The organism is Algibacter mikhailovii (assembly GCF_014651495.1).
Lineage (GTDB): Bacteria > Bacteroidota > Bacteroidia > Flavobacteriales > Flavobacteriaceae > Algibacter_E > Algibacter_E mikhailovii.
In genome coordinates this window covers 96,972-118,750 of sequence record NZ_BMWZ01000009.1, presented here as the reverse complement: position 1 = coordinate 118,750, position 21,779 = coordinate 96,972, and the positions used below count along the sequence as shown (strand labels likewise).

The following is a 21,779-nucleotide window of genomic DNA, read 5'->3' as shown; positions in this document are numbered from 1 at the left end:
TGTAAATATATTGCTCCATCTCACTCGAGTTGGATATGTTCAGGGGCATAATCATTTTATTTCAGGAAAAGACTAATGTCTTTCGCTTTAGTTAAAACAATATATCAATGATAAAGAAAATACTTAGTGCCATAATAATCGTTGTTCTCTTTAATTGTGATCATCAAAAAAAAGACAATACGGATTGTCAAAAGACTAAAGATAATAGCAAAATGGGAATGGCTATTATTATTGGTAAAACCGATAATTTAAGAGCTTTTGAGTTTTTTAATATAGTTAATAAGTCTTCGTCTTCACTTAAATTAAAAAATTATTATACTGAAATAAAAATAATTGGAGACTCCTTGATTTTGAAGATTGACTCTATTTCAGAACCACAATTAATAGATATGTTTTCTTATACTGATAGTGTAATGTATGCTACAAAATTTATTTTAAAACCAAGTGACACCATTATTTTTGAGATTAAAAATAAACGAATTCATATCAAAGGAGAGAAAGCAAATGAACATAATTTTTATTCAAATTTAAAAGACTCTACGCCAAATTATATGCTTAACTCTTATAAAGGGAATATTATGGAGTATAAGTCTAGGGTAGATTCTATCTATAATAAAAAAGTAGATTTTTTCAATAGGTACATAAAGAGGCTTAATATTACATCAAAATCATTTATCAAATATATAGAGTCGGATTTGAAATATTGGCACATATTTGAATTAACAAATCCTAGAACAAAAAAAACCAAAAATTCTATTTACCTGGTTGACCCAGATGGGTTAATTCCAATTATTCAAAAAGAGTATAGTACAGGTGAAAAATTGTTTAGTATTAAAAACTATTTAGGTAATATTACAGTAGATGATTTTAAAGATGAGAGCCATTTAAATATGCTTTCTTACAAGGCTGCTTTACCAACACTTATAAGATGTCATTTTGAAACTTCAGATTATCCAAGGTACACCAAAGAAAAATTATTAGCTGAAAAAGCTGTTATAGAGTATAATTTCAATGAAGAAATCAAGGAGTACACCTTAGCTTCTCTTATCGCTACTTATCATGATAAGGGCTTTGGTTACAGTAAAGAAAGTGCTTCTTTTTTTAAAAATATAATTAACGAATATAGTAAACAGTATCCAGACTCACAGTACACAAAAGATATTCAGGGATTTATAGATGATATAGGTTATTTTGAACTAAAGCTTCCTGAATCAGCATTAAATACTAAGTTACTCAATAAATATGGCGATACTTTAACATTAGGCGAAATTTTTAGTGGTTCTAATAAAAGAATAAAAGTTATTGATTTCTGGGCAAGTTGGTGTCCACCATGTATTGATGAAATAAAAAAAGAAAAAGATTTTAAAGATGCCTTATCCATAGAAGGTAACGTGGAATGGATTTACTTATCCATAGATAAAGACATAGAAAAATGGCTAAAAAAATCTAAAGAACTTGAAAAATTTTTAAACGTAAAAAATCAATATTTAGTTCTTGAAGGTACAAATTCTAAGCTAGGGAAATTCTTTAAGGTCAATTGGATTCCAAGATATGTAATTTTGAACAAGGAAAATGAAATTATTCTAAATAATGCGCCAAGACCATCTGATACCCAAATATTCAAACAAATAATTGACAATATTAAATAACTTTTTTTGAAAAAGGCATTTCCTTTTTATAAGCAACCAGACCACCTGAAAAATACCACACTACAGAACACAGAAAAAAGTCAACTACCAACTGTCTCAAATGAACCACAGAAAGAGCAAATGTCCCTGACTGGAATTGGTAACGCGGCCACGGGAGCAGCTTTAGTTTAGATAAGTAAAAAATTCTTAACATCACGAGAGAATAAAGCAGCTACCAAAAAGGTTCTGTCGCATCTGATAAAAATAAGCAATAAAAATTTCAAATTAATTCATTTTTCAAGAAGCCAACGATATAAATGATTTGTAGGTTGAATTTTTAGAAACCAACAATTGATTTTTTCTTATCATTCTAACAACTTCCATTCCAGATATGGTTCTTTTGGCAGATTCAAATCCTTTAAATCCAAGACCAAGCATTATCCTCCACTTAATCAATCGATGATCTTGTTCTACAATGTTATTCAGGTACTTACATTGCCTTATTTTTATATTAGAATAGTTTCTACAATTGTATAGTTTTATCGCAGCAGTATTAAATTCACTCTTATCAATGTTTATGAGCTCTGGCTTAACATTACTTTCTATAGCTTTTATTAAGAATCTTTGAGCAGATATGCGTTGTCTTCTTTTGGTTAGTAAAAAGTCAACAGTATTCCCTTGTTTATCAACTGCTCTATATAAATATCTCCACTGCCCCTTAACCTTGATATAGGTTTCATTCATTCTCCACCTTTTCCCAACTGATTTCTTCCTTTTTCTGAATTGTTGTTCTACAGAAGGCGTGAATTTGAATACCCAACGTTGAATGGTAGCATGATCCACCTTAACTCCTCTAATAGACAGTAATTCTTCAATGTCTCTATAGCTAAGACTAAACCTTAATTTAAAATAAACTGCTTGTAAAATGATAACTTTAGGGAAACAATGGCCTTTGAACATCTTATTTTTTAAAAGTAAATGTAGAAAATTAATTTAGTCCATACTTTGATGCGACAGAACCGTTAGGTTTGGTCTTCTTAAATTTTAGTAGTTTCAATAGCAACAAATATTTTCCTAATAAAGTGTTGTATATCTAAGTATGAGTTTTCTTCTGTGAGATTGCCAATAAAATTTATCTTCTTTTATTGATGTCACATAAGGTGTTTCTAAGTTCAATGACCTTTCAATTGGTCTATATATTCAATAGGCTAAATACAGTAATAATTTTTGTATTTTAGAGACGCTTATTTGATCTATTTCAGATGAAAGGGCCTATCTGATGCAAACATGAAACAAAGCGTTTTAAAAATTTTAAAAATAGCGGGAATTACAATTATATCTATAGTTTTTCTTCTTGTTGTTGCTATAGGGGTTGTCTTTGAATTTGTACTTACGCCTGAAAAAATTACACCAAAAGTTGTTGAAGCTGTCAATAAGAACCTTAATGCCAAACTTTCAATAGAGGCGGTTGAGCTTACGTTTTTTAAAACATTTCCAAATTTCAAACTTGAATTAGAAAAGGGTTTTATTTTAACTCGGAATGATAGTGTTCAGGAGTCCAATTCCACTTCAAAAGATACCTTAATAAGTTTTGATTATGGCGTGGTTAGCGTTAACCCAATTGCTTTCCTTAATAATAGTATTAATGTTACAAAGTTTTCATTTGAAAATCCAAACATCTATGCCTACGTGTCTGAAGCAGGTGAAGTAAATTGGGATATTTTAAAAGAAAATAAACAAAAAGATACCATCCAAGATCAAGAAATTAAGGATGAAAAATTCAATGCCAATATCAATTTGGAAGACATCTCCATCATCAACGGCAACTTGGTTTTTGATGACCATTACAGTGCTAATTTTATGCGATTGCAAGGTTTTGATATGGATCTTTCAGCAGAATATAACGAGAAAGACATCATCCTTGCACTTCAAGCCCAAAGTGATAATCTAATTTTTAGAAAAAAGGGTAATACCTATACAGATCAATTAAGTCTCATGCTAAATACCGATTTTCATGTCAATCGTAGCACGAAAGTCATCGATCTGAAAAATGCAAAAGTTGGTATTAATGACATTCAATTTGTAACTGAGGGCACTTTATATCCCAACAGATTAGAAAAACAAATTGATGTTGATCTACATTTAGATTTAGAGGTACCTACTTTAAACACTTTGATAGATTTAGTTCCAGAGGTTGTTTTTGATAAAACTGATAATTATACAGCTGAAGGGGATGTTTCAATTGAGGCAGACATCAAAGGCGTGTATAAGAAAGGTGTTATTCCAGAAATCAATGCTCATTTTAAAATACATAATGGCTCTATTTCTTATAAGGACTTACCTAATCAAATCGAGCTTATTGAGGCTGATATAAAGGCTTATATTTCTCCTGAAATTAATACGGGCTCTAACTTTGATATTAATAATGTGACATTACGAGGGGTTGGAACTGAGATAAATATTAAAGGGAAAGGCGATAATTTGTTTGATAATGCAGATCTGGACATTTCTATCGATGGAAAAATTGACCTTGAAGCTTTGGAGAAAAGTTTTCCATTTAAGAAGAACCTCAATTTAGCAGGCGCTGGAGAAATACATATTAGGTCTATGTTTAATATTAATGATATCAGAAATCAAGATTATGGAAAAATACAGGCGCTTGGAACACTAAATATGAATCAAATTGTATTTGAGAATGAAACTGATAGCCTTTATTTTGTGCTCGATAAGGCTGACATTCATATAGAACAAGACCAGAATAGTAAATTATTAACAGACCAATCGACGAAGGTTACTGGTGGTAAAATTTTTATACAAAAACTCCAATTCAAGGATGGTAAGGAGTCTAGCGGAGACCTAGATCAGTTGGATATAAAATTTGCAACAACTGCCATTAAAGATTCTACTAAAATTGCCGTTATGAAAGCCGCGGTTTTAATTAAAGGTGGTGATCTAAAATTGGGTGATTCGCTGCGAGCTAAACTCAAATTAGTCAATGCCAATATTAGTATTGAGCCGGATAAACATGATCAGAAAATCCCCAAAATCCATTCTGTGTTTAAAATAGATTCCACAGGGATTAAAACAAAAGGGCGTTTTTTCGCTATTTCAAAAGGAGCCTATGAATTAACCACGATCCGAAATAATAAAAATTGGCCAATCAATGGTCATATTTCATTTGACCAATTATATGCTTATACCCCAACTTTTCCGTTACTTTTAAAAATGCCTCAAACAAAGATCACGTTTGAGCCGGGCGTTATTAGCCTTGATCATGCAAAACTTGAAATCGGTGATTCTGATATTGAAGCTACAGGGAAAGTATATAAAATTGGAGAAGCCTTTTTTGATGATAAGATATTTAAAGGCGAGCTTGAGGTAAATGCGTCTTTAATTGATTTCAATCAATTTGTTCAAGCCATTAATGATGGTGTACGACCGGTTGAAAAATCTGAACAAGAAATATTGGCGCAGAATCAAAATTCAAAAACAACAGAAAGCGCAGAGCAACCAAAGTCATTTGTGGTTCCAGAAAAACTCGACCTAAGTTTAAAAAGTCGATTCAATAAATTGAAGTATAAAAACTTTATTATTGATGATGTTGGTGGTGTCATTACTGTTAAAGATCAAAAAATAGATTTGGCTAATTTAGAAATGACTACTATGGCGGCTAAAATGACTACTTCGGCGGCTTATACTTCTAAAGAGGCAGGAGTTGCGGCCCTTGACTTTGATTTTAAAATATTTGATATCGACTTGTCCAAGCTCACTGAACTATTGCCAGTTCTGGATACCTTGTTACCTATGGTAGATTCTTTTGAAGGAAAGGTAGATGCACGCATGCGGGGAAATACTAAGATTGACAAAAACCTTGATATGACTGCCGCATCAATGGACGCAATAGCTAGAGTTACTGGCACCAATCTGGTAGTATTGAATGGGAAAACTTTTGAGAAAATGTCGAAAATGTTATTTTTTAAGAATAAGGATAAAAATGTAATAGACACCTTAGAATTTGCTATGGTATTTAAAAATAAGCAAATTGAAATTTTTCCTTCTATGGTAACAGTTGACAGGTACAAGGTGGCTATTGGTGGGCACCATAATTTGGACCTAACCTATGATTACCACGTATCTATTTTAAAATCACCCATGCCATTTAAGGCGGGTATTGATTTAAAAGGAACAGAAGAGGATATGGATTTCAAGATTACTAAAGCCAAGTATAAAAATCTGTTTTCTACCAAGGCAAGGCAACAAAAAAAAGCAGATACCGCGCTTATCAATAGGAAGAACTACGTTTTAAAAAGTTTACCTTTTTAGTAGTCTTGTTTGTCAGTAATTATGACACAAGTGGGATTGCTCAAGGGATAAAATACAACGCAGCGTGAAAAATTTGAAATATACATGCCGTTTTTTTTGGAAATATTGTAAAGTTGTTAGTTGATTAGCTTAAAGTTGTAAAGGGTGAATGCTAGGATAAATCCATGGTTTCATTTTTTTAATTCTTAAATAATATTTTTTTACATGAATTATCGTACGATAGTGATTAATTACATAATGAAGTTTGGGAATCGCATTATCAAGCAGTATGATGGAGGAGATAATCGACCTGTGTTTTTGGACGTCAAAAGTACCTTTCCGAAATTGGATGTAATAGAACAAAATTTTGATGAAATTAGAAGTGAATATGAAAATGTGGTTAAACATTTTGAAATTCCAGCTTATCATGAAGTAGATAAAAGGGTGTACGCCATATCAGGTAGAATAGAGCAAAATCTAAAATGGAAGGTGTTTCTATTAAAGTATTCTGGAGAAACACCAGATCTTGCAAAAGAATTATGTCCTAAGACCTGTAATTTGTTAGAGGGAATTCCAGATGCTTATAAAGTCTTTTTCTCAGTTTTAGAGCCTGGTAAATCAATTCCAGCGCATCATGGTCCCTATAGAGGTTATCTTAGATACCATCTCGGCCTTAAAGTTCCTGAAGTATTACCACCGAGTATAAGAATAAAAGACGAAACGTACACTTGGAAGGAGCGTGAAAGTATTCTTTTTGACGATACTTGGGATCATGAAGTCATGAATAAATCTAGTGGAGAACGGGTTGTGTTAATAATAGATCTTTTGCGTCCATTGCCTTTCTTACCAAGGCAGTTAAATAGGTTTATTACTAATGTTCTACTAAAAAAAGTACGTATTACAAAGGTGCTTAAACAAGTCACAAACCTCAATAAGCTTAGAAAAGTTTCTTAAAACATGTTCTGCTTTCAGTGTAAGGATTAACCAAATAGAAAGGATTTGAAATTCTTTAAAGCAGTGGGGTAATTCTATATGCGGTGTAGATTACCATTAAGGTTTCAATAGGATTTTAAAGTGAAATTAAATTCCCATTTTTTAAATAATATCACACTAAGATATAATTTCAAAGGTTGGATGTTTAGTTTTTGTTTATACCTTAATGTTGGCTTATTAAAATACTCACTAATGCTGTAGTACGTGTTTATCCCCCTGTTTTTTAAATAGATATAGCTTTGGTAGCGTAAATAAGGTGCTAGATTTTGTCCGCGAAAAGCTTCGAATGTATAAGTGCTGTGGATGTAGGCCTCATTAGGTTTTATTGAAAAATTTCTGCCCCTAAAAGAAAATGGTTCAGATTTGGTAAAAGAATATACGGCGATGGTTTTTTCATATTTAAGGCCCAGGCATGTTTCTCCATTTTTAAGATCATGCATTAAATCTTTATGTTCAATGCCGATTACATTATTTTTAATAAAAGTGATCTCCTTTTCACCAAAAAGCGATAGTTCATATTTGGAGGCGTTAGCTCTAATTTTAGGAGGCGGTATGTTTATAGTGCCAATTTCCCAATAGTAAGGCATAAAATCTAGGCCAATTTTAGCTAATCTGTTTCGTATACCATGCCATAAAAGCCCATTTTTTATAATCGTAGAAATCCAACGAAATTTTTGCAATACGCTTTTTTTGCCAGCCTCCATTCAAAATTTATTTATAGATGCGAAGGTAACTAATAGTTTGTATTAAGTGTTTTAATTTTAGATGGTGTTGAGGTGGAGGCGGTCATATTTTGAAAACATAAATTGGATGCATTATATATTAGAAAAAATAGGAAGATTAATTCTTAATTCGATGAGACACCTTTTCACATAACTATTTTGTGATGTTTCATTGTAATGAAATCTACCAGTCTAGCTGCCAATATTGCTGTATTTTTATCGCGGTCTATTTTTGGGTTTAATTCCGCAATATCACAGGAAATTACCTTCTTTGTATCTAATAAAAAGTCTAACATTTTAAAAACAAAAAAAGGATTGAAACCTAGAGGCGAAGGTGCGCTAACACCTGGAGCATAGGCAGACGAGAAGCCGTCTAAATCTATGGTGATGTATAAATAATCAGTATTTGAAATTAGGGGTTTTAATTGTTCTTGTAAGTGTTTTATTTTTTCAACAGATGGTTCGCATTCATAATTTATAGCGTATTTAATTTGATGAGTTTTAGCAATGTCAAATAATCTTTTGGTGTTAGATTGTTGTTGTATACCTATGGCAAAATAATCTATCTTTTCTCCTGTTTTTTCCAATTCAGCAATAATTTGATTAAAAGGGGTTCCAGAATTACTCAGCTTTTCAATAGGTCTTAAATCGAAATGGGCATCAAAATTAATAATGCCAATGCTTTTTTTTGAAGCATTTTTAAGAGCTTTTCGTAAACCCATGAAATGACCAAAGGCCATATCATGGCCACCACCAATGGCTATGGGGAATATTTTTTGTGCAATAAGTTCGCTAATTATTATTGAAAAAGCTTCTATACAAGATTCTAAATCTTGTTCTACACAAGATACATCGCCAAAGTCTGCAACACGTTTTGTGTTAAAATGGATGGGTAATTTAGCAAGTCTGTCTCTAACGGCTCTTGGGCCTTTTGCTGCTCCCGGTCTCCCCAAATTTCTTCTTACGCCCTCGTCACAGGCGTAACCTATAATTCCAATATCAATTATACTTTGATTATTTAAATTATTGATATCTAAAAGTTTGATTTCTTGATGCCAATATTGATTTTCAATATTGGGATTAGAATCTCTTCCAGTCCAATATTGTTTTTGACCTGGTAGATACTCGGCGTTTAATGTAGATAGTTTAGTTTTCAATTTCTAAGCCTTTTAAATATACTTTTTCAATTTGAGAATTTCCAAAGGCATATGGTATAAAGCCGTAGGACGGGATTGGTTTTGTAAGCAATAAATTGGCTTTTTTACCTACAGTAATGGAGCCTACTTCTTTTTCTAATCCCATAGCGTATGCACCATTAATAGTGGCTGCATTAATCGCTTCTTCGGGAGTCATTTTCATTTTTATACAGGCGGTTGCTACTACAAAATTCATGTTTCCTGATGGTGAAGATCCTGGGTTGTAATCGGATGCTAAAGCCAGGGGCAATCCAGCATCAATCATTTTTCGAGCAGGTGTGTAGGGTATGCTTAAAAAATAGGAACAACTTGGTAATGCTACTGGCATAGTTGAAGTCCCTTTTAAAACTTCAATATCTTCATTTCGCATGACTTCTAGATGATCTACGGAAAGCGCGCCGTTTTTAACTCCTGCTTTAACACCCCCAATAGCCGTAAATTGATTGACATGTATTTTGGGAGTTAAACCATTTTTTATTCCAGCTCTCAAAATCAACTCAGTGTCTTCAACTGTGAAATATCCGCTTTCACAGAAAATATCGACAAATTCAGCTAACTTTTCTTCCGAAATCTTAGGCATCATGTCATTAATAAGGAGTTGTAAATAGCCCTTTTTGTTATTTTTAAATTTTAAAGGCACCGCATGAGCACCCAAAAAGGTCGCTTTTATTTCAATAGGAAAGGTTTCTTTTAGTCGTTTTATAACACGTAGCATTTTTAGTTCCGCTTCAACAGTAAGTCCGTAGCCCGATTTAATTTCTATGGCACCAGTTCCTGAATGTATAATGTCTTTCAGTCTAACTTTACTTTGTTGGTATAATTCTTCTTCTGAAGTTTCTTGAAGCTGTTTTGCTGAATTTAAAATACCACCACCACGAACGGCAATTTCTTCATAGGTAAATCCATTAATTCTATCCACAAATTCACCTTCTCTATTTCCAGCATACACGATGTGGGTATGCGAATCGCACCATGATGGTAAAACCAATTTCCCTGAAGCATCTACAATTTTATCAGTTGTAATTGTTGGACAATCCTGCATACTTCCAAAATTGCTAATTACACCATTTTCAACGAGCAAAAATGCATTTTTAATAGTTGGTAGTACATTCATTTGTTTTCCTGAGACAAATGAAATAGGTTCTGTTCTAACCTGTATTAATTCTTTAATATTTTTGAATAGTGTTTTCATTAAAAAAGATGTTCTAATAATGAGTCTTCAACTATGTTTGGCAAAGTTACTTTTAGATTAGGTGTCCGTTTCATTTCTCGCTTAATAGCAAAGATGGCTTCTTGGTTTCTTGCCCAGCTCCGCCTTGCAATACCGTTGTTTACATCAAAGAAAAGCATGTTTTTAAGGTTTCTTTCAGCATCATCAGACCCATCCAAAAGCATTCCAAAGCCTCCATTTATAACTTCACCCCAGCCAACGCCGCCACCATTATGTATGGATACCCAAGTAGCACCTCTAAAACTATCACCTATGACATTATGTATGGCCATATCTGCAGTAAATTTACTGCCATCTTTTATATTGCTTGTTTCGCGGTAAGGTGAATCTGTTCCACTAACATCATGATGATCTCTGCCTAAAATTATTGGTGCTGATATTTCTCCTGAAGCAATGGCTTTGTTAAATTCTAAAGCAATTTTGACTCTTCCCTCAGTATCTGCATACAGAATACGGGCTTGTGAGCCAACCACTAATTTATTAGATTTTGCATCTTTAATCCATGTCATGTTATCATTAATTTGCAACTGAATTTCACTAGGTGCATTGATTTGAATTTTTTCTAAAACAGCCATGGCTATGGCATCTGTTTTTTCTAAATCTGCGGGATTATTAGATGCACAAACCCATCTAAAAGGCCCAAAGCCATAATCAAAACACATAGGTCCTAAAATATCTTGCACATAAGAGGGGTATCTAAATTCAATGCCATTTTCAGCCATAACATGTGCATTTGCACGCGAGGCCTCTAACAAAAAAGCATTGCCATAGTCAAAAAAGTAGGTGCCTTTTTCTGTATGTTTATTAATTAAATCCACCTGTTTTCTTAATGATTCTTGTACTTTTTCTTTAAACAACGCCGGATTCTCTCTAATTAATCGATTAGATTCTTCAAAGGTTAATCCTACTGGATAATAACCGCCAGACCAGGGGTTGTGCAACGACGTTTGATCTGATCCTACATGAACAAATAGGTCTTCTTTATAAAACCGCTCCCAAACATCTACTACATTTCCGATAAAGGCGATGGATAAAACATCTTTGTTTAATTGTGCGCCTTGAACCGTTTCGATGAGTTCATCTAAAGTATCAATTAATACGTCCGCCCATCCTTGTTCGAATCTTTTTTTTGCAGCATTACTATTTACTTCAGCACATATAGTTATACAACCCGTAATATTTCCTGCTTTTGGTTGTGCTCCACTCATACCTCCCAAGCCAGAAGTTAAGAAAATTTTACCCTTTGGATTTTCGTCGGCTTTAAGTATTTTTCGAAAGGCGTTCATTAAGGTAATGGTTGTTCCATGCACAATGCCTTGAGGTCCAATATACATATATGAGCCTGCAGTCATTTGGCCATATTGCGAAACACCTAATGCATTAAACTTTTCTAAATCATCGGGTTGAGAATAGTTTGGGATTGTCATACCATTAGTGACAACAACCCGCGGTGCGTCTTTAGAAGAAGGAAATAGTCCCATAGGATGTCCAGAATACATATGCAATGTTTGTGTTTCTGTCATGGTTGCCAAATATTGCATGGTAACTAAGTACTGCGCCCAATTTTGAAATACTGCGCCATTTCCACCATAGGTTATTAATTCATCTGGGTGTTGGGCAACAGCGGGATCCAAATTATTTTGAATCATTAACATAAGGGCAGCAGCTTGTTGAGATTTTGCAGGGTATGCATCAATAGGTCTGGCATACATTGGGTAAGTAGGCTTAAAACGATGCATATAAATCCTGCCGTAATCTTTTAATTCGTTGGCAAATTCTGATGCCAATTGGTTATGCCATTGCTTCGGAAAATAGCGCAATGCATTTTTAAGCGCTAATTTTTTCTCTTCTAATGTTAGTATATCTTTTCTTTTGGGTGCTGGGTTATTTCGTGCTATATCTTTTGTTAAAGGAAGTATTGATGGAATTCCTTGCAAAATTTGTTGTTGAAACAAAGTATCATTTTTTGGTGTTTCCATTTTTTAATAGGTTTAGTAGGATTCAAAAAGATTATCGAATTCACTGTATGAATCAATAAATTCATTAGTAATAGTGAGCAGTGTTCTATTTTTTATAATACGTGCTGCTTTTTCAATATCTGTTGAAAAAATGCGGTCTTCTGTTGCATGAGAAATATGTTGACGAACCAAATCATGGGCTGCGTTTATGGTTTTACTTGATTTTAATGGTTTCCTAAAGTCGAATGCTTGAGAAGCACATAATAATTCAATGGCTAAAATATTTTCTAGATTGCTGATTACTTTTAGTGCTTTCCTTCCGCCAATAGACCCCATACTTACATGGTCTTCTTGCCCAAGTGATGTTGGTATACTATCTGCGCTAGCAGGGAAACACATGCCTTTGTTTTCGCTAACTAAAGCAGCGGTGGTGTATTGTAAAATCATAAACCCTGAATTAATCCCAGTTTCCTGAAAGAGCAACCGTGGTGTACCTTCATATTTACCTTCTAAAGACAAATAGGTTCTTCTGTCAGAAATACTTCCAAGTTCTGCAGCTGCTAAACAGGCGTAATCTAAAGGCAAAGCAAGGGGTTGTCCGTGAAAACTACCACCACTAATAATTAAGTCTTCCGAAATTATTATGGGGTTGTCAGTTACAGCGTTTAATTCAACTTCAACAACTTCTTTTAAATGTAACCACGCATTTCTTGAGCTCCCATGTACTTGTGGCATACAGCGCAAAGAATAGGGGTCTTGAACTTTATCACAATTTTTATGAGAATCTCCAACTTCTGAATCCTTTAAAAATTGACTTATTCTTTTAGCGACATGAATATTTCCTTTATAGGGACGCGTGGCGTGTAATGCGTTATGAAAAGGCATTTGAGATCCCATTAATCCTTCAACCATCATAGCGCCAATTAAGTCGGCATGGGCAAGGCAACTATAGAGTTTATCTACCACCATGACAGCATGCGCTAAAATAAATTGCGTTCCATTAATAAGAGCTAATCCTGCTTTCGGATGTAATTCTAGCGGTTGTATATTTAGTTTTTCAAATACAATTTGTGTGCTTACTATTTCTTTATTGTAAAACACTTTTCCTTCGCCAAGTAACGGTAGAAATACATGTGATAACGGACAAAGGTCACCAGATGCACCAACAGAGCCTTGTTCTGGTACAACTGGGATAATGTCATTTTCAATATGCCATAAAATACGATGCATAACAGCTAAAGAAATGCCAGAAAACCCTTTTGCTAATGAATGTACTTTTAGAACCAGCATTAATTTGGCCAATTCTTCATCTATAGGGTTACCAACACCTACGCTATGACTCAATAAAATATTTTTTTGAAGTTTACTTGTGTTTTCTTTAGAAATAATGGTGTCACATAGAGGGCCGAATCCCGTGTTTACCCCGTATACAGCCTTTTCTTTTTGGGCTACAGTTAAAACAATATCATGAGATTTTTGAATTTTTAAAGCGGCTTCATCAGTCAAGATTGCTTTTTCTTTACCTCTAACTATGGCTATAGCTTTGCTAACAGTTAAATGATCAATTCCATATTTAAACATAAAACGAATATTAAGCTTTCTCAAAATTAGACTTATATTTGATGCTTAACAAGACTATTTGTAACACCAATTGATAACTATGAGTAATCAAATAGAATTAAGGCATTTATCCTATTTTTTAGCTGTGGCTAAGGAACTTCATTTTAGAAAAGCAGCTGAAAAACTTTATATTTCACAACCGGGATTGAGCAGACAAATAAAACAAATGGAGGCTGAATTAGACGTTGTTCTACTTGAACGCAACAATAGAAATGTGCGTTTAACAAAGGCCGGGGAATATTTACAAAAAGAACTCGAAGCAACTCTTGAAAACCTTTATGCAGTCTTGGCTAATGCCAAGCGCATTGGTGAAGGCATTGAAGGTGATTTAAATTTTGGTTATGTGGGCTCTGCCATGCAAAATATAATTCCAAATTTATTGATTCAAATTAGAAATGAATATCCTAAAACTCATTTTAATTTAAAGGAAATGGATAATCAAAAACAAATAGATAGTCTCCAAAATCAAGACATTGATATTGGTTTTGTCCGTTTAGAACGGGTTCCAAAAAATCTAGTATTATGTCCTATTCTCGAAGATTCGTTTTCACTAGTCTTACCTCAAAATCATGCGCTGAACAAAAGTAATTTTAAAGACTTATCGGAATTGAAAAACGAACCTTTTATAATGTTCGATCCATCATACAGTCCAAATTATCATCAAAAAATAATGCAAATCTTTGATTATTTTGGATTCACACCTATTGTTTATCATAAAACAGTGCATGCAACTAGTATTTATAAATTAATTGAGCTGGGATTTGGCATATCCATTGTACCAAGTTCACTTCAAATAGATAGTACTTCTAAAGTGAAATTTATTGACTTAGATAGAATTCCACAAAGAACAACGCTTTCTGCTGTATGGAACAAAAATAATAAAAACCCTATTTTACCTAAAATACTTCAGTTTGTAACTGATTTGAAAACTTCCTAAATATTTTGCAAACCAATGTTTCTGTTCGCTAAAATATTGGGAACTATTTTAAGGCTTGTATAGCCTCTTGACTCGTTGTTGTTTCTCCGACTTTTATAAAGTAATGGTTTGTAATTTGATCTTAATAACTATGTCGAGTGAATATGAAACTTAGCCTTTGAAATATCTGATTGTTGGAGCGTTCGCCTTTGAGATTTTGTAAATTCATTCAATTAAGATACCCCAAATAATAATTGTTTTTTTTACTTACAAACTTGTAAGTCAATTAAAAAGACATTGGAAGTTTTTTTATATTTGTTAAAAATCCATTAGATATGAAAAAAGTATTACTCCTCATTTTTATTACTTCCCTAGTTCATACAGCAGTTTTTGCCCAGCAAGACACCTTAAAACTTTCTAATAATGACGTTATTATTGGGTCTCTTGAAAAAATGGACAGAAGCATTTTAACGTTTAGCACCTCTTATGATGATTCTGATTTTAAAATTAAATGGGGTGAGGTATTAGGATTGACGAGTGAACAAGAATTTATTATTTCTATAAGTGACGGAGAACGTTACACCAGTAAAATTAGTAGTGTAGATGGTAAGGACAAGGTGGTCTCTATTGATAATAACGGAACCCCAATGGAGGTCTCACTTGATGATATTGTTTTTATTGAGCCTATTGGAGGGAATTTTTTAGCCCGCTTAACTGTTGATTTAGATTTAGGAATCACGGTTACGAAAGCCAATGATTTTCAGCAAATAACGTCTAATTTAAGCGCGTCTTATCTTGCCTATAAATGGCGAGCAAGAGGCTTATATAAAACCGTTTTGAGTAGACAGGATGGTGCTGCAGATATCAACAGGATGGATGCCGAACTTGGTGGGGATTATTACCTGCCTCATGACTGGTTTGCCAATGCCAAGGCTGTGTTCTTATCTAATGATGAACAGTTGTTGGATTTAAGATCTACTTACCAAGCCGGTGGTGGTTATTATTTTATTAGAAACAATAGTATGTTTTTCTCCGCAAATGCGGGTATCGCCTTTACCAAAGAGAATTTCTCGAGTGATGCACCAGATAGAAATAGTACGGAAGGGTATGTAGCCCTTGGATTTAATAAATATGCTATTGGAGATTTGAGTATTCAAACAGCCGCAGCAGTTTACCCTAGTTTTTCCCAGAGTGGTCGATATAGAATTGATTTCAACTATGATATGAAATATGACTTACCTCTCGATTTTTATATCAGACTAGGACTTTCATATAACTATGACAATCAGCCTGTAGAAGGAGCCGCAGATAGTGATTATGTGTTTACAACATCCTTTGGTTGGGAATGGAACTAATCCTTAGTTCTATAGTTTAATTGTAAAAACGAATTTAAGTTTTTAAGCTAGGGAATACCTCGTTTTATTATTTACTGTCTGTTTTTAAAACTGGAACCTTTGTCTCTATGTATTCAACAGGTTCACGTACTTGTCTTGGGGCCTTAAATCTATAGCCAAAAAAGAGGTGGAAATTATTCTTTATTGGTTGGAGTGTAATAGCGGTATTATCAAACTTCTCGCTGTTAATATCATATTTATATTCTCCTCCAAAATATATTTTTTTTCCATTATATCCAGCCGAAATTCCAGTTCTCAAAGCCGCATAAATCAACGTGTTATTGCTGTATATAGCATCGCCATTAGTGAATTGTTTTTTTGTACTGAAATCAATACCTAATCCAGGATTTGCATATGCATTGATATACCAATATTGTTCAAACACATATGTATAATGATATGCAGCATTTAAAATAGGACTAAACCCTGAGTAATCGCTGTAACTGTCTCTATTGAGAACCTCGTCATTCTCTAATTTTAGGTAATCAGTTCCTTCAACAAAATAGAAGGAATAATCTATACCAGCCATAAACGTGCCTGCGCTTTGTAATTGAATTTCTGTATTAGATTCAATGGCTTTTACTGAATAATTATCATTGAATTTATAATGTGAAGAACCTGATAAAATGTTAGTTGTTAAACGCGGGAATTGAATTTTAAAATCGGGATTTTCTATGATGTAGTCAAAATCATTGCTGTTGTCAATATAGAAACCTCTGGTATAATTATACTCCAGCCTATGTGTCCATTTGTCAAATAATAATTTAACTCTAAGGCGGAATCGATCTGTTTCTCCTTTGTTGTTTATTTCGTTTTGCGATAATTTTGGTCGTACGCCTAATCGGACTGAAAGGAATCTATAACTAAAAACAAGGCCATAGCTTTCATTTAAGTTCGTTTTAATGTTCGCTTTTTGTTGTTCATAAGGCATGAAATATTTTATCTGTTCATTGGTAACATCTAGTCTAATATTTAATTGATTATTGTAGTCCTTAATATATGCATTTAAAGCAGGGCTACTATCTTTTTCAGTTTCTTCATTTTGGGAAAATGCCCAAACTGGAATTAATAAAAAATATAAAAGGAATAGATGTTTCAAAAAAAGTGGTGTTACTTTAATAAAAAACAAAAATATGCAAAATGTAGGCGCTATGGCGTATTTACTCTAGTTAATTAGAGCTTGCATTTTCAAAAATGCGTGTGTAATTTATTGGGACTTAGTTTAAAAAAAATAAAAAAATTTAGATTAATAAAGCTATAATTTGGTTCGGTAAAATAATAATTAATACCTTTAGTAATTATAGAGGGTGGTATAAATCTCACACCTTACAGAAAGTAAGTGCACAAAACAATTTATTAACTAAAAAGAATATAATGAAAACAAAATTTACAATTACCGTTTTATTTTTACTAGCAATTTCTTTGAACTCTTATGCTCAAAAAGATGTTTCAGCAAAATCGGCTGAAGCCAAAAAAGAGATAAAAGAAACCAATAATAAGATTAATAAGTATTTCACAAGTGCCTATGCTTACGCCATATTTCCTTCAATTGGTAAAGGAGGATTAGGTGTAGGAGGCGCAACTGGTAATGGAACAATATACAAGGGCGGTGCCATTGTTGGAGATTGCAAAATGTCTCAGTTAACTATAGGCTTACAGGCAGGTGGCCAATCATATTCTGAAGTCATATTTTTTCAAGATAAAGCGGCTTATGATCGATTCACAGGCAATAACTTTGAGTTTTCAGCTCAAGCTACAGCCGTAGCGGTGACGGCAGGTGCTTCATTTGATGTAGGTTACAGAGATGGGATATTGGTTTTTACTCATGCCAAGGGTGGTTTAATGTATGAAGCCTCGGTAGGTGGACAAAAATTTAAGACAACGATGCGCTAGTTGTTTTAAAAACACTAAAGTATATAACCTGACTTATTTGAAGAAAATAAGTCAGGTTTTTTTATTCTAATACTTAATCAATTAGATTAATCTTATGTCGAATTTAATCCACTCTTAATCTGGACTTAATACTAATTTTCCTTCAGAGGAATTTAAATCTATTCTAACAATGGTATGATCCTCATCACTAACGGGCGTCATTTTTCCTTTATATTGAATGTTGCCGTTAGGTCTGTCTATAGTGAATTCTATATTGAGACCATTAAAAGAACCTTCCAATAAATTATCTTGTCTATTAGGGTCTGTTGGATGGTTAAGTTCTCTCCCTTCAAAAACGCCAGATGGTACACCTTTATTGGCATCATCGGGCTGTAAGTCTATACTATAACCTTCTACACCTTGAACAGGCCATTCTGCGGCAAATGCAGGGATAAAAACTAAAGCAACTACTGTTTCAGCACCGCAAGCCACAATAATACTAAAAAGCATTACAGCAGTGTATCTTTTAATTAAATTGAGTGTTTTCATAATTATAGGTTTTTGTTAATATTATATTATTCCGTTCGCATATCTGTTTTAAGATTGTTGTACAACGTCTCTATTTGGTCCTCAGTTTTATCAATATCTGCCGTTAATCCTAAAGTTGAATTTTTGGAGTCCAACATAATCTCTTGCTTTAGTTGCTTACGGATGTTTTTGTTTTTGTGATTTGATCTATAATCCCATATTTTTTTTCTGACATCATTTAATTTAAGGATATGCTTTTTATGAATATCTTCCATAATGTCATGGTAGATGTTTTCTAGATCTCTACCATAGGTTTTACCCCAAACGGATTCAAAATCGATAAGGTAACGTTCCCCATTATCATTTAAATCATTAAAAATGGCATTGTAAGATGTTATGGTGCTTTCAAGTTCTTTAAAATAAGACTCGCTTTTTAAGGCATTATCTAGAATATCGCGATAGGCAATTTGCACATCTTTAACCTTTACTAAATACGTATCTAGTTTTTTTGAAATGAAACTGAACTGATCGTTTTTTGCTTTAAGTATTTCTTTGGCATGAAGTTTTTCAATTAATTGCTTCATATACGCCTTTCTATGCGTATTACTATTAATAAGGGCTAAAGGAATTATTACACTTTCTTTTTTAGGGATTTTTCCACTTTGTAAATTCTGAAAAAATACCGTGACTTCATAAACACCGCTTCCCTCATCTTTTTCCAATTCGCCAAAAACGACTACCTCGGCTTGTATCGTTTTAAGTTGGTCTAAGGCTTCAGAGGATAAGTTTGTAACATTCGATATGCTGTTTTCCATATCCCGATGTATTAAAACTAAATTATGATTCCTGCGCTGTAAAACGGCGTAATTATCAAGTTTAATTAATTCGGTTTCAAAATCATCTGTTAATTTATCTGCAAATTCTTCAATATTAGTATCACTGTACTTAAAGTCCCAAACATAGATATTTGTTTTTGTGTTTTTTTGAGCTACTGTGCTAGAAAAACTAAAAAGCACACATATCATGAATAAGATATATTTCATAGAGGTACTTAAATATATTGTTTGCTTATTTTTCATGTTGTTAAAGTTTTAGCGCTTATCAAAAGTCACATGCCATTGGGAGTTCTGTATTATCTTTAGTTATCAATCTATCAGTATTACATGTTTTATCGCCCTGTCTAATTTCGAAATTATGACTGTTGCTTTTTTGAGGAACTTTAACTGCTATTACTACGCCAGACCGTTTAACAGGGGCCGTTTTTTTACCATCTATGTAAACAGTCGCCTTTGCCATTTTTGAGGGTACGATGAGTTTTACCAAAAACATATTCGAGCTCAAAATATTTGTCTGCTTTAATTTGTTTGAGTTAACCTGTAAATCTTTGTTTGCGGACAATATTTGGCTTACTTGTTTGTTAAATTGAACCGATGTCTGCTTAGCCTCTGGGCAGGCCTCTAGTTCTTTTTGCAACTTGGTTTTTAGCTCTCCTAAATCATTTATTTTACCCTGTTGATCTGAAATCTGGTTTGATAGATTTGCAATAGTCGTTTCAAAACTTTGAATTGAATCTTGTAAACGGGTAACTTTCTCTTTACTGGCATTAATTTCAACGCCAAACACACTCAGCTTTTCTGCATTGGTAAGCAGCTGCTTTAATTCTGATTTAAACAGAAAGAGGGCAATACAGGCAAACAAGGCCCATATTAAGGTTTTATAAGGAAAGTGTGTTTTATGTTTTTTATCTTCTTCCATTGATGTGTAAAATTTATTTTTAAAATACAATTATACATACGCTGATTTTTGGGCTACACTAGCAAATCATTTGCTTCATTAGTATGAGGTTCCTTTTTGTACAACCCGACAGTTTTTATGAATTTATTCGCAAATAATTCAGCCATATCATCGCTGAGTATAGTGCTTCTAGCTTGTTTCCAATCATTCACTTTTTTTTCACCATACATATGGGTAACTAAATTAGGGTAAGCCCAATCGCTATTTTTTCCCCAGTGGATTGTAAATGGTATATCGTTCTGTTTTAATACCTCGATGATTCGGCGTGAATATTCCTCAAGGCTCATAATTTTTCTTGTTTTTTTCCAGAGGACACCGTCTATTTCTAACATGCACGTCACCGGGAACTTGCTAAAGGCTAGGGTAGCATTTGATTGTTTTACAAAGCGCATTCCAAAAATGCCAGGTATAGGACCTTCATTTCTTGTAAGCTCTGAAAGGAGATCAATAGTCTTACCGGAATCCGTATGATTTATGCCAACTGAACAGGCAAATGCGGGCCCTTGGTAAGGGGCATCCCAAAATATTTCAGGTAAGGTTCCGGTAAGTACTTCATCAACTTTTGGTAAAATTGTTTTTCTTAGTTTTTTTACCAACCAAGGTATGCTATTAGGCAAGTGCTCGGCCATTTTTGTAAACAAATGAATCAAATCACGGTATAAAGACTGCTTTATAATTGGAAATGGATCGTCATAATTGGGACTATAAGGTTTCTTATACATCAATTCCACAACACAATCAGTATCCTCTGTATTGTAGGGGTTTATAAATATTTTATAGTGATAGGGAGTAAGACCCTTACCTTCAGTATCAGTTTCTTCAGGGATTTTAAAATTGGAATTTTTAAAATCTAAAGTGTCAGCGAGCTGCATTGCTGTCTCTTTATTAATCTTTTTTACATAGCGCTTGAGGAGGAATCGCGGTTCCGCTTCAATCACCACGCCATGTATAAATCCAAAAGAACCTAATGATACTAAAGCCGCATTGAAAAGTTTATCATCTCTTATAACACGCTTACTTATTTTGTTGGCAAAAGCGGTAGTTAAAGCGGGTGCAGATTCCCGTTCTAAATAAATAATGTCATCTTGAAGTGGCCCCGTAATAATATTCAGACCCACAACATAATCTTGTATTGCTCCAACATTTATGGCTGAACCATGTACCCCGGTAGAAATACAACCGGCAATGGTTTGTCCATTGCTAGCACCAGATGTTTTTAAAGACTTACCATGGGCAGAAAGTACTTCTGAAACTCTTTTTATAGTTGTCCCGCATTCAAACAAGAATAAATTCGACGATAAATAATTTGAATTCGCATGAAGATGCTCATTTTGTATTGGTATGTGCATATTCATAAACCCATTGTAATGCATTCTATCTTTTTGGTGCGCAATATTATTCATTGACCAGGCAGATCCATAAGCTCTAAAACCTTGATTAGCTTCATGAGTCTCTTTGATAAGTCTTTGAATTTCTTGAGCCGCATCATTGTAGCGATCAATTCTATTAGGAATAATTCCATCGCCTTCTAATTCTGTGATATACAGTTTTTTTAATGGAAATGGGCCGTTGTTATGTAAGGTGTCCCAGGTATGTAATGCGTGTGTTTTTGTAGTTGCCATAAG

17 protein-coding genes are annotated in these 21,779 nt (G+C 33.6%); 6 read left to right on the top strand and 11 right to left on the bottom strand.

What is annotated here, in order from left to right:
* Positions 1-107 precede the first annotated feature (107 nt).
* Entirely contained in the window at positions 108-1,649 is a 1,542-nt protein-coding gene (locus tag IE051_RS16665; protein ID WP_189362545.1) for a TlpA family protein disulfide reductase, read from the top strand.
* A gap of 276 nt (positions 1,650-1,925) precedes the next feature.
* Here the strand turns inward: IE051_RS16665 and IE051_RS16660 are convergent, their stop codons facing one another.
* Positions 1,926-2,588: an IS6 family transposase gene (locus tag IE051_RS16660; RefSeq protein ID WP_189362544.1), complete on the bottom strand. Its 663-nt coding sequence runs from the start codon at positions 2,586-2,588 to the stop codon at positions 1,926-1,928.
* 327 nt (positions 2,589-2,915) lie between these two features.
* On the opposite strand from IE051_RS16660, the gene IE051_RS16655 reads away from it, so the two are divergent.
* Both IE051_RS16655 and IE051_RS16650 read left to right on the top strand, forming a co-directional pair.
* Positions 2,916-5,951: an AsmA family protein gene (locus tag IE051_RS16655; RefSeq protein ID WP_189362543.1), complete on the top strand. Its 3,036-nt coding sequence runs from the start codon at positions 2,916-2,918 to the stop codon at positions 5,949-5,951.
* Between the two features lie 204 nt (positions 5,952-6,155).
* Complete coding sequence (locus tag IE051_RS16650) at positions 6,156-6,884, top strand: aspartyl/asparaginyl beta-hydroxylase domain-containing protein (RefSeq protein ID WP_229796853.1); 729 nt, start codon at positions 6,156-6,158, stop codon at positions 6,882-6,884.
* Between the two features lie 104 nt (positions 6,885-6,988).
* Here the strand turns inward: IE051_RS16650 and IE051_RS16645 are convergent, their stop codons facing one another.
* The 5 genes from IE051_RS16645 to hutH form a co-directional block, all read right to left on the bottom strand.
* The gene (locus IE051_RS16645) at positions 6,989-7,603 is read right to left on the bottom strand and encodes a hypothetical protein (protein ID WP_189362542.1); all 615 of its coding nucleotides are present in this window, start codon (positions 7,601-7,603) and stop codon (positions 6,989-6,991) included.
* 188 nt (positions 7,604-7,791) lie between these two features.
* A complete protein-coding gene (gene hutG / locus IE051_RS16640) occupies positions 7,792-8,802 on the bottom strand; it encodes a formimidoylglutamase (RefSeq protein WP_189362541.1) in 1,011 nt (336 codons plus the stop codon).
* Positions 8,792-10,033, bottom strand: a complete 1,242-nt coding sequence (gene hutI / locus IE051_RS16635; protein ID WP_189362540.1) for an imidazolonepropionase — start codon at positions 10,031-10,033, stop codon at positions 8,792-8,794. Before hutI ends, hutG begins: the two co-directional genes overlap by 11 nt.
* The gene (hutU, locus tag IE051_RS16630; protein WP_189362539.1) at positions 10,033-12,051 is read right to left on the bottom strand and encodes a urocanate hydratase; all 2,019 of its coding nucleotides are present in this window, start codon (positions 12,049-12,051) and stop codon (positions 10,033-10,035) included. Before hutU ends, hutI begins: the two co-directional genes overlap by 1 nt.
* A 12-nt stretch (positions 12,052-12,063) precedes the next feature.
* Entirely contained in the window at positions 12,064-13,611 is a 1,548-nt protein-coding gene (gene hutH, locus IE051_RS16625) for a histidine ammonia-lyase (protein WP_189362538.1), read from the bottom strand.
* A gap of 79 nt (positions 13,612-13,690) precedes the next feature.
* On the opposite strand from hutH, the gene IE051_RS16620 reads away from it, so the two are divergent.
* Together IE051_RS16620 and IE051_RS16615 are read left to right on the top strand one after the other, a co-directional pair.
* Positions 13,691-14,587, top strand: a complete 897-nt coding sequence (locus IE051_RS16620; protein ID WP_189362537.1) for a LysR family transcriptional regulator — start codon at positions 13,691-13,693, stop codon at positions 14,585-14,587.
* A gap of 314 nt (positions 14,588-14,901) precedes the next feature.
* Entirely contained in the window at positions 14,902-15,921 is a 1,020-nt protein-coding gene (locus IE051_RS16615) for a DUF481 domain-containing protein (RefSeq protein WP_189362536.1), read from the top strand.
* A 67-nt stretch (positions 15,922-15,988) separates the two neighbouring features.
* Here IE051_RS16615 and IE051_RS16610 read toward each other — a convergent pair whose 3' ends face one another.
* Positions 15,989-17,059 (bottom strand): DUF4421 family protein, encoded by a 1,071-nt coding sequence (locus IE051_RS16610; RefSeq protein WP_189362535.1) that lies wholly within the window; start codon positions 17,057-17,059, stop codon positions 15,989-15,991.
* A gap of 275 nt (positions 17,060-17,334) precedes the next feature.
* On the opposite strand from IE051_RS16610, the gene IE051_RS16605 reads away from it, so the two are divergent.
* Entirely contained in the window at positions 17,335-17,853 is a 519-nt protein-coding gene (locus tag IE051_RS16605; protein WP_189362534.1) for a YSC84-related protein, read from the top strand.
* Between the two features lie 114 nt (positions 17,854-17,967).
* Here the strand turns inward: IE051_RS16605 and IE051_RS16600 are convergent, their stop codons facing one another.
* From IE051_RS16600 to IE051_RS16585, 4 genes are read right to left on the bottom strand one after another with little or no spacing between them, the layout of a single operon-like run.
* The gene (locus IE051_RS16600) at positions 17,968-18,381 is read right to left on the bottom strand and encodes a hypothetical protein (RefSeq protein WP_189362533.1); all 414 of its coding nucleotides are present in this window, start codon (positions 18,379-18,381) and stop codon (positions 17,968-17,970) included.
* A gap of 26 nt (positions 18,382-18,407) precedes the next feature.
* On the bottom strand, positions 18,408-19,439 hold the full coding sequence (locus tag IE051_RS16595; RefSeq protein ID WP_189362532.1) for a hypothetical protein: 1,032 nt from the start codon (positions 19,437-19,439) through the stop codon (positions 18,408-18,410).
* A gap of 22 nt (positions 19,440-19,461) precedes the next feature.
* Positions 19,462-20,115 carry a hypothetical protein gene (locus IE051_RS16590; RefSeq protein ID WP_189362531.1) on the bottom strand — a complete coding sequence of 218 codons (654 nt, stop codon included), beginning with the start codon at positions 20,113-20,115 and terminating at the stop codon, positions 19,462-19,464.
* Between the two features lie 53 nt (positions 20,116-20,168).
* Positions 20,169-21,776 (bottom strand): FAD-binding protein, encoded by a 1,608-nt coding sequence (locus tag IE051_RS16585; RefSeq protein ID WP_189362530.1) that lies wholly within the window; start codon positions 21,774-21,776, stop codon positions 20,169-20,171.
* Positions 21,777-21,779: the final 3 nt, after the last annotated feature.